This is a genomic window from Clostridiales bacterium (assembly GCA_012512255.1).
Taxonomy (GTDB): domain Bacteria; phylum Bacillota; class Clostridia; order Christensenellales; family DUVY01; genus DUVY01.
In genome coordinates this window covers 1-12,175 of sequence record JAAZDJ010000076.1, presented here as the reverse complement: position 1 = coordinate 12,175, position 12,175 = coordinate 1, and the positions used below count along the sequence as shown (strand labels likewise).

General features: G+C 42.1%; 10 protein-coding genes. 8 read left to right on the top strand and 2 right to left on the bottom strand.

Features of this window, described 5'->3' with window-relative positions; all coding sequences use genetic code 11:
* The 4 genes from GX756_04130 to GX756_04115 form a co-directional block, all read left to right on the top strand.
* Nucleotides 1-426, top strand: a 426-nt coding sequence (locus tag GX756_04130) for a glycosyl transferase family 2 (protein NLC17047.1), incomplete at its 5' end; no start/stop codon positions are given.
* Complete coding sequence (locus tag GX756_04125; protein ID NLC17046.1) at nt 404-1,519, top strand: glycosyltransferase; 1,116 nt, start codon at nt 404-406, stop codon at nt 1,517-1,519. The genes GX756_04130 and GX756_04125, both read left to right, overlap by 23 nt.
* 92 nt (nt 1,520-1,611) lie before the next feature.
* On the top strand, nt 1,612-1,800 hold the full coding sequence (locus GX756_04120) for a hypothetical protein (GenBank protein ID NLC17045.1): 189 nt from the start codon (nt 1,612-1,614) through the stop codon (nt 1,798-1,800).
* A gap of 66 nt (nt 1,801-1,866) precedes the next feature.
* A complete protein-coding gene (locus GX756_04115) occupies nt 1,867-7,293 on the top strand; it encodes a DUF3320 domain-containing protein (protein ID NLC17044.1) in 5,427 nt (1,808 codons plus the stop codon).
* 161 nt (nt 7,294-7,454) lie between these two features.
* Here GX756_04115 and GX756_04110 read toward each other — a convergent pair whose 3' ends face one another.
* Complete coding sequence (locus GX756_04110; protein NLC17043.1) at nt 7,455-8,132, bottom strand: hypothetical protein; 678 nt, start codon at nt 8,130-8,132, stop codon at nt 7,455-7,457.
* Nucleotides 8,133-8,329: 197 nt separating this feature from the next.
* On the opposite strand from GX756_04110, the gene trxB reads away from it, so the two are divergent.
* The 4 genes from trxB (at nt 8,330) to GX756_04090 (ending at nt 12,069) form a co-directional block, all read left to right on the top strand.
* Nucleotides 8,330-9,241 (top strand): thioredoxin-disulfide reductase, encoded by a 912-nt coding sequence (gene trxB / locus GX756_04105; GenBank protein ID NLC17042.1) that lies wholly within the window; start codon nt 8,330-8,332, stop codon nt 9,239-9,241.
* 151 nt (nt 9,242-9,392) lie between these two features.
* A complete protein-coding gene (locus tag GX756_04100; GenBank protein NLC17041.1) occupies nt 9,393-10,622 on the top strand; it encodes a glycosyltransferase family 4 protein in 1,230 nt (409 codons plus the stop codon).
* A gap of 15 nt (nt 10,623-10,637) precedes the next feature.
* The gene (locus GX756_04095; GenBank protein NLC17040.1) at nt 10,638-11,369 is read left to right on the top strand and encodes a 1-acyl-sn-glycerol-3-phosphate acyltransferase; all 732 of its coding nucleotides are present in this window, start codon (nt 10,638-10,640) and stop codon (nt 11,367-11,369) included.
* A gap of 100 nt (nt 11,370-11,469) precedes the next feature.
* On the top strand, nt 11,470-12,069 hold the full coding sequence (locus GX756_04090) for an HAD family phosphatase (protein ID NLC17039.1): 600 nt from the start codon (nt 11,470-11,472) through the stop codon (nt 12,067-12,069).
* 19 nt (nt 12,070-12,088) lie between these two features.
* Here GX756_04090 and GX756_04085 read toward each other — a convergent pair.
* On the bottom strand, nt 12,089-12,175 hold an 87-nt coding region (locus GX756_04085; protein NLC17038.1), incomplete at its 5' end, for a hypothetical protein.

The window sequence follows — 12,175 nt, the reverse complement described above, 5'->3', positions numbered from 1 at the left end:
GCGGTATGGGAGGAAGAGCGCAGCGCCGCGTTAAGATTTTTATCAAGGTGTTATTTGCAAAAAAACGATATATACAACGCCAAGATATATTTATATCAAGCATTGGCGCAATGCCCATATATAAGGGAGCCTTATCTGGATTTTGCCAAAATAGGCTATATGACTAAGGATTGGGCGCTTGTGTTTTGGGCGTGCGTCCAAGCGCTTAAAATCACTGACAATACAGGCAGTTATTTGATTGAGGAAGAGGCATGGGGATACGCTTTTTTTGACTATGGCGCGATAGCGTGTTTTAATCTTGGTTTTATTGACCAGGCCCTAAAATACGCCGAGCAAGCTTATGTTTTAGCGCCCGACGATTTTAGACTTAAAGAAAACCTAAAAATAATCCGAAAAAAACAAAATGAAAAAAGCCAAAAAGCATAAATACAAAATAGTCGTTTACGCCATAGCCAAAGACGAGGAGCAATTTGTGGATAGATGGATGGACTCTATGTCCGAAGCCGACGAGGTTGTTGTTTTGGATACGGGGTCTTCGGACAATACGGTCAAGAAGTTAAAAGCCCGCGGCGCTAAAGTCTATCAAAAATCCATTTCGCCCTGGCGTTTTGATGCCGCCCGAAACGAGTCGCTAAAATTAGTCTCTAAGGACGCCGATATCTGCGTTTGCACGGACTTGGACGAGGTTTTTAATAAAGGCTGGCGGGCTATATTGGAAAAGGCTTGGCAGCCTGATGCAAAACAGGCAAGATATTTGTATAATTGGAGTTTGGACGCCCAAGGCAAGCCTTTGATTTGGTTTTATTATTTCAAAATACACTCTCGTCATAATTTTGTTTGGCAAAATCCCGTTCACGAATATTTAAAATATACGGGGTCCGATTATAAAGCAATTTATATTGACGGCATTGTTCTTAACCATTATCCCGACCCGAACAAATCACGAAGCTGTTATTTGCCTTTGTTGGAGCTAGCCGTCCAAGAAAATCCCGAAGACGACAGGTCTTGGTATTATTTGGGACGAGAGTATGTGTTTTTGGGGCAATATGACCAAAGCATTCAAACGCTTCAAAAATACCTTAGCTTAAAATCCGATTTCGCGCAAGAGCGCTGCGCCGCCATGCGCGATATAGCCAAGTGCTACCTTAACAAATCGGACTACCTTACCGCCTATAAATATTATATTATGGCGATAGCGCATTGCCCTTATATGCGCGAGGCTTATGTAGAATTGGCGCTTGCGGCTTATTATAACAAAGACTATACAACGGTCTTTTTTATGGCCGAGCAAGCCCAAAACATAAAACAAGACTCCAAAACATACATCAATCAAAGCTACGCTTGGGACAGCGCGCTGCCCGATATCGCGTCCGTGGCGTGTTTTGAGTTAAAATTATATGACAAAGCGTATTACTACGCAAAACAGGCGTTTGGGCTAAACCAAAACGATACTCGCATTAAAGATAATTATGAGCTGATTAAACGGCATTATAGTAAAATTCCATATATTTCCAATTGATTAAAATTAGATTAAAAAAGCCAATCCTTGACAAGTATCAATTGAATTTGGTCAAAACGATATGTTATAATCCTATTTATATAGGAGATAATATGGACACTTTAAGAGTGGAGTTTTCCACCTCTCAAGCTATAAATTTTTCGTATGTTTTTAACGGCGCGTGGCTTATTGAGGAGTTATTTATCCAAAACCTAAGCGAACGAGATATTTTTGATGTCGTTATCGGCGTGTCTTGCCCGCAAGGTTTGATTAAGCCATGCCAATATCGCCTTGACATCTAGCCCAAAAACCTAAAAATAGATGTCAATACCCTTAACATAGAATTTGACTATAACTATCTAGCGGCTTTGGAAAACAAAGTCCAAGGCGAAATTGTTTTGTCAATCCAATCCCGAGGACAAGAGCTGTTTTTGCAAAAAAATCCCATTATAATTTTGCCTTACGATTATTGGACGGGCGCGAATATCTTGCCCGAGCTTATAGCGAGTTTTGTAACGCCCGATAATATAGACGCCAAAGCCATACTGAAAGACGCGCTTGGCTATCTGAAAAAATGGCGAAAAGCCAATAGTTTTTTGGGCTACAAGGGCGAGCCCAATAGGGTTTTTGGGGAAGCGGCTTCTATTTTTTGCGCCTTGAAAGACCGCGAGCTTAATATAAGTTTTATAGACGACAGCCGCTCGCTCGGTCAAGTTGTAAATCTTAACAACGCCCTGCAAAACAAAACAGCGACTTTGACTGAGGCCGCGCTTTTATACGCCAGCCTTTTAGAAAAAATCGGCCTTAATCCGATTTTGGCGGTGTTTGAGCGGTATATTTTGGTCGGAGCGTGGCTGGGCGAGGACACTTTTGCCGATTGCGTCAATGCCGACTTGGCGGAATTGTCCAAAAAATCGGCTTTGGGCGAGCTGTTTTTGGCCAATCCCAAATTTTTGGATAAGCGCAATTTTTTGGATTTTAACAGCGCTATGGAATGGTCAAAAGAGCCTTTAGCCAACGAGGCGGAGTTTATATATTTTACGGATATCAAGCGCTGCCGCCTCAGTCATATTTACCCTATGCCCAAAAGGGTTTGGCAAGACGGCTGGCGGATAGAGTATTCGGGCCAAGAACAAGGCGACCTTAAACCCAAAAAGCTAAAGATTTTTTCGGCCAAAGAATTGGACGAGCCTTTGTCCAAGCAAAAGTATTGGGAACGAAAGCTTTTGGACTTAACGCTGAAAAACTCACTGCTTAACTTTAAGATTACCAAAAACACGCTGCCCGTTTTGGCGGACGCGCCCAATAATCTAGCCACACATTTTTGCAACGGCAACGAGTATGACATCCTGCCCATAATGAAAGAGGCGCAGGACTTGGCGGTGGACTTTAATATTTCGCAAGGCGCAAGGATTTCGTCAATTTACTCAAAGCTCCTTAACAAAGAACTATCCAAAGGAAAGCTACGCTCGGCGTTGGACGAGAACCGCTTAAAATCCACCATAACCAATATATATAGAAAATACAAATATAACATAGAAGAAAAAGGCGTGTGCGCGCTTTATTTGGCGGTGGGATTGCTGAAATGGTATGAAAGCGAAAACTCCCAGCGCCCTTTATACGCGCCTTTGATTTTGATACCTTTGGACTTAATAAGAAAAAGCGCCAAAAGATATATCCTAAAAGCGCGCGACGACGAATCGCATTTTAATATCACGCTTTTGGAAATGCTGAGGCAGCAATATTCTCTTGAAGCGGGCGGGCTTGACCCCTTGCCCAAAAACTCGGACAACTCCATTAATGTTTTTAGCGTTTTTAATATCGTAAGAAAACTGGTGATGCATCAGCACGGCTGGGATATCATAGAGGAAAGCTATATTTCCAATTTTTCTTTTTCGGGCATTGTAATGTGGCACGATATCCGAAACCGTCTAGACAGCTTCCAAAAAACGCCCATAGTAAAAGCGCTGATAAGCGGAATACCGTTTAACAAGACATCGCTGGAAATAAACGACATTGACGAGCGCTGGCTAAAAGAGCAAATAATCTTGCCCATAGAGGCGGACAGTTCGCAGCTGGAAGCCATATATTTCGCCAACAAAGATATGAGCTTTGTTTTGCACGGCCCGCCCGGCACGGGCAAATCCCAGACCATAACCAATATTATCGCCAACGCCTTGCTAAGGGGCAAAAGGGTGCTGTTTGTCGCCGAAAAGATGGCGGCTCTGTCCGTCGTCAAAAATAGGCTGGAAGAGATAGGCATAGGCGATTTTTGCCTTGAGCTTCACTCGGACAAAACGAGCAAAAAAGAAGTTTTGGAAAACTTAAAAAAGACCAGCGAGATAGTCAAGGTCTACGAGCCCGAGGACTTTAAAAGCGTCCAAAACAGGCTGGAAAAAACCCGTCAAGCCTTGGCAGTGTATATGCAAAAACTGCACCGTCCCCAAAAATACGGCTTTTCGCTGTTTGAGGCGATTGACGAGTATATAAGCTATGACTTTTTGGACCAATTTGAGTTGGACCAAGACATAGTCATTAACTTTGATAAGGACAAGATAGAGTTATTGGAAAATAAGCTCTACGAGCTAAAAGCCTTAGGACAGGACATGGGCCATCCCAACGGCTCGGACCTAGAGCATATAGGCCAGACCGAATACTCGCTTTCGCTAAAACTGGAAAGCGCCAAAGCCGTAAATAAATTTTTGGCCGCTATAAGACAGCTGCGGGGCTATTGCGAAATTTTAAGGCAGGCAATTGATATTAACGCCATTGACGAATATGAGCAATTTTGTTACTTTATTGAAATTTGCTCGTATTTATCCCAAAACTACCCAGAAACGCCGCATTTGGAAGAGTTGCAAGACGATGCTTTGGAAAAGCTATTTGACTATGCAAAACTTGGCATAAAGACCGAACAAATAAAATCCGCGCTAAGCGCGCGGTATAATTTGGACGCCTTTAGACCGGTTAACCAAAAACTTATCATAGACTATACAAACGCCAAAGGGTTAAAAAAAGCGTTCAAAAAACGCAAGATTTTAAAGCAGCTAAAAAAAGCCGCCAAAACGGGCGTGAAATATAAAGATAATTTTTTGCAAGACTTCCAACAAGTTTTTGCATATCAGCAAAATCTTAAATCTTTGCAAAAGTCCCAAGGCTTTGTGTTTGATACCGTTCCGCAATATAAGTCCCAAAATTATTTGGCGGTTTTGCAAAGTTTGGAAGAATATAGCGCGTATAAAAAAAGCCTTTCATTATCGGCTTTAACACAAGACCAGATATTAAAATTAAAATCCATACCTCTACCGCAAAGCTTAAAATCCGATTATGAAAAATTTAAGACGGCAAAATCCGAGCTTGATAGCTTGCTCAAAATAGATTTTAGAAAAATCCAAAGCGCGCGCCAGTGGTGGCTGAACACCTTGTCGCATAAAGCGGCGCTTTGGTCAATGGACAGCCTAAAGGAAAGGTGCGCTTATAATCAGTTAAGGGAAGAGCTTGTCAATATGGGCTTAAAACCCGTCACTGACGCTTACGACAAAGGGCTGGACCATGACGTGCTTGTGCCGTCGTTTAGAAAGGCTATGCTCAAAGCCATAATAGAACATATTGTGGTAAACGATAACGAGCTAAATAAATTTACCGGCAGGCTGTTTGAGGAAAAAATAAGGCGGTTTAAGGAACTGGAGCAAAAATACAGGCTGGTATCAAGGCAATTGCTTAGCGCCCGCCTTAAAATGAATTTGCCCAATTTTGATATCAAGTCTTCTCAGATGTCTGAACTTGGAATTTTTCAGCGCGCAATAAAGGGCTCGGCAAGAAATATCACGCTCAAAAAACTATTTGAGCAAATCCCCAACATCTTGCCCAAAGTCGCCCCGTGCGTATTGATGAGCCCTGTAACCGTCGCGCAGTATATCAACCCGCAAGAGCCGTTTGACTTGCTTATATTTGACGAGGCTTCCCAGCTTACCACGGCAAAGGCCGTAGGCTCGCTGTCCCGAACCAAAACCGCCATAATAGTGGGCGACCCCAAACAGCTTCCGCCCACCACGTTTTTTGAAAATATCAATACCAACGAAGAAGATATCTTAAGCGAAGACCTAGAAAGCGTTTTGGACGACTGTTTGGCGCTTAATATGCCCGAGATTCACTTAAGATGGCATTATCGCAGCAAGGACGAGAGCCTAATTGCGTTTTCCAACCGCTTGTTTTACGACAACAGCCTTAACACCTTTCCTTCGCCTAGCGGCAGGCAATCAGCGATTAAATTTGTCAAGGTCAACGGCGTTTATGACAGAGGCAAGACCAAGCAAAATATAGAAGAGGCGCTGGCGGTGACCGAAGAAGTAATCAAAAGGCTGTCGCATCCCGAGCTTAGAAAATACAGCATAGGCATAGTTACTTTTAGTATCGTTCAACAAAATTTAATTGACGATATGCTTACAGAGACATTCCGCCAAAGCCCAAGGTTAGAACAATACGCTATGAAAAGGTCCGAGCCGCTTTTTGTGAAAAATCTTGAAAATGTCCAAGGCGACGAGCGCGATGTGATTTTATTTTCGGTATGTTACGGCAAAGACGCGCGGGGCAAGCTAAGCCTTAACTTCGGCCCGTTAAACCGCGAAGGCGGCTGGCGAAGGCTCAATGTCGCGGTGTCAAGAGCCAAATATGAAATGGTGGTGTTTTCAAGCATAACTTACGATATGATTAACCCCGCCGCCACTACCGCCCAAGGCGTCAAAGCTTTGAGAGGGTTTTTGGAATACGCCCAAAAAGGCCAAGACGCTTTGAGTTATAAGGCAAGCCATTTGCAAGTATCCAAACAAGGCTTGGAAGAGCAAATGGTCAATATGCTAAGACAAAAAGGCTATGACGGCCTGGTTAATTACGGCACTTCGGGCTATAAGATTAATGTCGCCATAAAAGACCCCGACAATCCCGACAAGTTTATCTTGGGCGTTATGTGCGACAGCATCGGCTATTCCAAGGTAAAGACCGTTAAAGACCGCGAAATATCGCCCTTTAACGTCTTAAAAAAGCTTGGCTGGAATATTATGAGGGTTTGGTCGCTGGATTTTTGGGACAGCCCTGAAAAAGTGATAAATAAAATCGTTAAAAAGATAGAAAGCCTAAGAAAGGCGGGCGGCGTTATTATAGACGACGAGGATGATATTGATATTATAGACACTCCAGAAGACGATTTAAAAGAAGCCGTTGTCCAAAACGCTTTGCAAGCCGAATATAAAGCGGCGGCGGTGCCCCAAAAGATTATACCGAGTTCGTATTTTTCCACAGAGCTTAACCAACCTCATCTTATTAGAATAACCAAAATGATTATTGACGCAGAATATCCCGTAAGCTATCGCGTAATTTTGAAAAGGGTTTTGGCCTCAAGCGGAATTACGCGCTCGGGCTCCAGGATAGAGGCGCAGATGCGGCATGTTTTGGACCATATCAAATGCGACAGCGAAATAGAAGGCAATAATGTCTTTTATTGGAAAAAGGGCGCTAACAAAAAGAAATATAATATTTACCGCGTCAACAGCAACCGCAATATGGACGACATAAGCGTCTATGAGATTATCAACGCCGTAAGGTATATAGTCCAAAACCAAATAAGTTTGCCCAAAGAGGCCCTAGAGGAAGAAGTTTTTAATATTTTCGGCGCCAAAAAGACCGAAGAGGGCTTAAGGCAGATCAGGCGGGCTATAAGATACGGGCTTGACAATAATATAATAACTAGCCAAAACGGCAAGATTTTGGCGGGCGAAAACCTAACGGTGTTTGAATAAAAAACGGCCGCTTGTTGTTTTGGCGGGTAAGCATATTGAAATAGGCAAAGCTTGCCCGTATTAAATAAACAGCGACTTTTAGGTTAAACAATTAAAAAAACGAAAATATTACAAAGATAAACAACCAAAAAAGCGGTCAATTTTTTTTAGACCGCTTTATTTTATGTATTGGCCGCAAGCCTGATAAGCTCTGAAAGCGCTTTTTTTACCGCGCTAGCTGAAAAGCCTAGAGCGTCATTTGAGTCCTTGCACACCCTTACAGGCGGAAAGTCGCAGGCGTTGTCTTCCAGATATTGAAATAGGTTGCCGTTGGGAACGCCTTTTATGCTATGCGGAATGGCGCCCACCACAATTCCCAAATACCGCCTATCGTTTTTTAGGTTGTCAAGTTTTAGGTTGGGCAGCTTGGAATAGTCGTCCCTTATTTCTATTTGATTTTCCAAAAAACCGTAGCTTTTGCAAATATGTTTTATGTCCTGCCTGCTAAGATGCCCTTTGCCCGTCGCGCCCAAAAACACCACTTTGCGCATTTTGATGCGTTTTTGCAGATAGCTCATCTTTACAGCGTGATTCTCAAACCCTACCATTCGGGACAATATCTCTATCCATTCGTCCAGCATGTCCAAATCCATCTTGCCGTCATTGGAATAATAATGATAGCACATCTCCCTTGCGAGCTTTTTGATAAAATCCGATTTTTGCTTGGGCCTGAGTCTTTCAAAATCATTTACCACGATATTGTTTTTTTGCTTGTTTTGGTTAAGTTTTGTTATTATTTCGTCAGAAGTCAGTCCGCTAGCCTCGCTAATTGTAACAAAACTGTTCGCGCAATCGCCCATAGCGGAAACCTCCTATGTCTTTGGTTTTATTATAACACAATAATTAAAGATAAAAATTAGAATATAATTAAAAAACTTACATATAAACATTTTAATCATATTAAAAACTATTGACGGTGACAAAATAACAATGTTATGTTTTTTTATGCCAACCTTTATGCTATAATTTTTTATAAATCAACCTTAGGAGCAAGCAAATGTACGATCTTATAATTATAGGCGGCGGGCCCGCCGGACTTACCGCGGCGCTATATGCCGCGCGCAGCGGGCTTAGGACCATAGTCTATGAAAAAGAGGTATTGGGCGGCAAGATAACCGCCGCCGACCATGTGGAAAATTATCCCGCGTTCGTGGACGGCGTTAACGGTTTTGAGTTGGGCGAGCTTATGGCAAACCAAGCCAAAAAATACGGCGCCCAAATTAGCTTAGAGGAAGTTACCGCCCTAAACCTAAAGGACAAAATAAAGACCGTCCAAATTTCAGACCAGCAAGTTCAATCTAAAGCCGTTATATTGGCAATGGGCAGCAAAAATAGAAAATTAGGTCTAGAAGGCGAAGAACAATTAATCGGCAGGGGCCTAAGCTATTGCGCGACTTGCGACGGCAATTTTTTCAAAGGCCAGGATGTCGCCATAGTCGGAGGGGCAAACAGCGCCTTGTCCGAGGCGTTGTATCTATCCAAAATAGCCAAGACGGTGCATATAATTTATAGGCGCGAAAATTTTAGGGCGGAAAAAATACATATAGATAGGCTCAAAAACACGCCCAATATCGTAAGCCACCTTAACAGCGAAATAATCAAGTTAAACTCGGACGATTTTCTAAAAGGCGTGGTCATAAAAAACAACAAGACGCAAAAAACAAGCAAAATAGCGGTTAACGGTTTATTCGTGGCGATAGGGCATATCCCCAATACCGATTTGGTTGAAGGGCAAGTTTTGCTTAACGACCATAAATATATCATTACCGATCAATATATGGCGACCAACTTGGATGGCGTTTTCGCGGCGGGCGATATACGGGCGGACGCTTTCAGGCAAGTGGTTACCGCTTGCGCGGACGGCGCGCGCGCGAGCGAGAGCGTTATTGAGTATTTAGGAAGAGTATAAAAAATAATATATAACGCGGTATAATTTAAACCCTAATTAAAAACAGTTACTTGATTTTTTTGTATTTTGTATTTATAATATGTGTGTATGATAAAAACCTAATATTTTAAAAGGCTTGTATTTATTATATTTTTTATGGGAGATGGAACTTATGAGAATTGCTGTTGTGGTTGACACCTATGACGATATAGGTCAAGGCACTACTATTTCCGCTAGAAGATTTGTAGGCGAGTTAAGAAAAAGAGGGCATTATGTCAAGGTGCTGTCATTTAGCACCCAGCCCGAGCCCGATAAGATAATGTTTGACCAATATCGCGTTCCATTTTTTCAGCATTTGGTTGATAAAAACAGGATCAATCTAGCAAAACCCGATGTCAAAAAATTCCAAGAAGCTTTTAAGGATGTGGATTTTGTCCATATATATATACCTTTGCCTTTTGGCTGGACCGCAGCCAAAGTGGCGCACAAAATGGGCATTCCTGTGTTTACGGCATTCCATATGCATCCGGGCAATATTTTGTATAATATTAAACTGGAAAAAATGCCTTTTTTGGAAAAATTTCTCTTTTGGTTTTTCAAGAGAAAGCTTTACCGTTATTCCACGGATATCCATTGCCCCACTCAGTTTGTCTATGACACTTTAAAAAAACATAACTACACCCAAGAGTTGCATGTGATCAGCAACGGCTATGACGACAAAAGGTTTTATCCAATGGAAGTGGAAAGACCTGAACATTGGAAAGACAAGTTTGTCGTTATGTGCGTAGGCAGGCTCTCGGGCGAAAAGAAGCAAGACGTTGTAATGAAGGCGATTGCCCGCAGCAAACACAAAGATAAGATTTTGCTTGTTTTAGCGGGCGAAGGGCCTAGGAAGAAAGCGTATAAAAAGCTGGCCGATAAGTTAAAAATAAACACGGAGTTTACTTTTTATTCGCAAGAGGATTTGATTAAGGCTCTTAACGCCGCGGATATTTATGTGCATTGCGCACAGATAGAAGTAGAATCCATCTCGTGCATGGAAGCTTTTGCCACGGGGCTTGTGCCCGTAATAGGCAATTCCAAAAAAAGCGCGACCCACTATTTCGCGCTGGACGAGCGCTCTAAGTTTAAAGACGGCGACTATAAGGATTTGTGCCAAAAGATTGATTATTGGATAGAAAACCCCGAAGAGCTGAAAATTATGTCAAAAAGATACGCCGAGCACGCCAAAAATTATTTGTTGGAAAAATCGGTAGATAAGATAGAAAAAGTCTACCAAAACTTTTTGATAAAGCATCAAAACACCAAAAACCAAAAACTTCAAGAAGAGTCATTGGGAATGGGCGATAATTTGGTCCAGCCCATTGAGGAAGAAATGATTGAAGAAAACGTTTTGTCATAAAAGGTGCTAGAGATTATGAAAAAATTTGATTTTTCCAAGACAGACTTTTTATATCCCAAATGGTATTTTAGGATATTCTCGTTCTTGATGTTTTGGTTTTTTGTGCCGATATTGCTTTTTATAAAAACTTTTGTCTTAAGGGCCAAAATCAAAGGCAGAAAAAATTACAAAAAAGTCAAAAAACAAGGCGCTATTATAATAGCAAACCATGTCCACGAATATGACGCGCCCATAATCGCTTTGGCTCTTTTGCCCCGTAGGATGTATATCGTCTCGCAGGAAGACAATTTCTACAAGAAATTTTTGGGGTGGCTGATTTACGGCTTAGGCGCGCGGCCTGTCCCTAGGGACCTAAGATATATGAAAGACTTTATAAGCGCTTTCGCGCAACTGGCAAAATCAGGCAAAAAAGTGCTAATCTATCCCGAAGGGCATTTGATAAGGCGCTGCCCTAAATTGCGGCGCTTTAAGACAGGCTCTTTTAGGATAGCGCTTGAAGCGGGCGTGCCTATCTTGCCCATGTGCTATACATATAAAGGCAAGAGGCTTACTCTTAATATCCTGCCCCCTATTTACGTCCAAGAGGGCGAGGACCATAAGGCGCTTACCCAAAGAGCCTATGATATAATGAATCAGTTCTTTACCGAAAAGATGTCCCAATACCAAGATACGCCTTACCCGGAAGAGGTTGACGAGCCTACGGTTGAGAAACTGGAAGACGAGACCGTCGCGTCCGAGCGCGCTTAATAAATTTTATAATTTTTATGGAACCGCTTTTTAGTCCCTTTTAAAGGGACTTTTATAATATATTGCGTAAAAACAACGAGGAATGGTATAATTATCATATATGGAAAATTATGAAGTATTTGAGCAGATTAAGGCTTATTTTATTGACTTTGACAGGACTTTGGTAGATTCAATTAAGATAGAAAAAAAGGCTCTGACCGCTGCTTTAAAAGCTTTGGGCGTTTATCGCGAAGGCATGGAGTTTGAGCATAAAAACAGCTTCAAAGAAATGATAAAAAACATCAACCAAAAATACGGCTTGGACTTGGATTTTGACACGGTTGACAAGGAGTTTATCAAGCAAGCGTTGCCGCTTTACCAAAACGAATGCGAGTTAAAAGACGGGGCTTATGAGTTTTGGTTGTGGGCGCGCAAAAACAACAAAAAAATATATGTCATAACGCTAAACGAAAGGCAATTTGTGACAGCGGTCTTGGAAAAATACGGGCTTAAAGCCGACGGTATATACACCCGCCGCGACACGGGCATTCATAAGCGCGACGGCGCTTTGTTTTTATACGCCTTTTCGGACGCGGGCTTTGAGCCGCGCGAATGTGCCGTTATAGAGGATTATCCTTATTATATAATCGCCATAAAAGACTTGGGCTGTAAAATTGTCGGAATGTATGATTCCCAATCCGAAGACGAAATTAACCTTTAGTATGATATCTCTGATATCTTTATAAGGGATTTTCGGGAACTGATTTTTTAGATCTTTGGTATTTTTTCTTAGTGGCAAGCCCGCCTCTTATATGCCGTTCGGATAG

Bases quoted from the DNA above. Each gene is read 5' to 3' on its own strand.
- GX756_04110 (NLC17043.1), bottom strand. From the start codon at position 8,132: ATGGGCGATTGCGCGAACAGTTTTGTTACAATTAGCGAGGCTAGCGGA.
- trxB (NLC17042.1), top strand. From the start codon at position 8,330: ATGTACGATCTTATAATTATAGGCGGCGGGCCCGCCGGACTTACCGCG.
- GX756_04100 (NLC17041.1), top strand. From the start codon at position 9,393: ATGAGAATTGCTGTTGTGGTTGACACCTATGACGATATAGGTCAAGGC.
- GX756_04125 (NLC17046.1), top strand. From the start codon at position 404: ATGAAAAAAGCCAAAAAGCATAAATACAAAATAGTCGTTTACGCCATA.
- GX756_04095 (NLC17040.1), top strand. From the start codon at position 10,638: ATGAAAAAATTTGATTTTTCCAAGACAGACTTTTTATATCCCAAATGG.
- GX756_04090 (NLC17039.1), top strand. From the start codon at position 11,470: ATGGAAAATTATGAAGTATTTGAGCAGATTAAGGCTTATTTTATTGAC.
- GX756_04120 (NLC17045.1), top strand. From the start codon at position 1,612: ATGGACACTTTAAGAGTGGAGTTTTCCACCTCTCAAGCTATAAATTTT.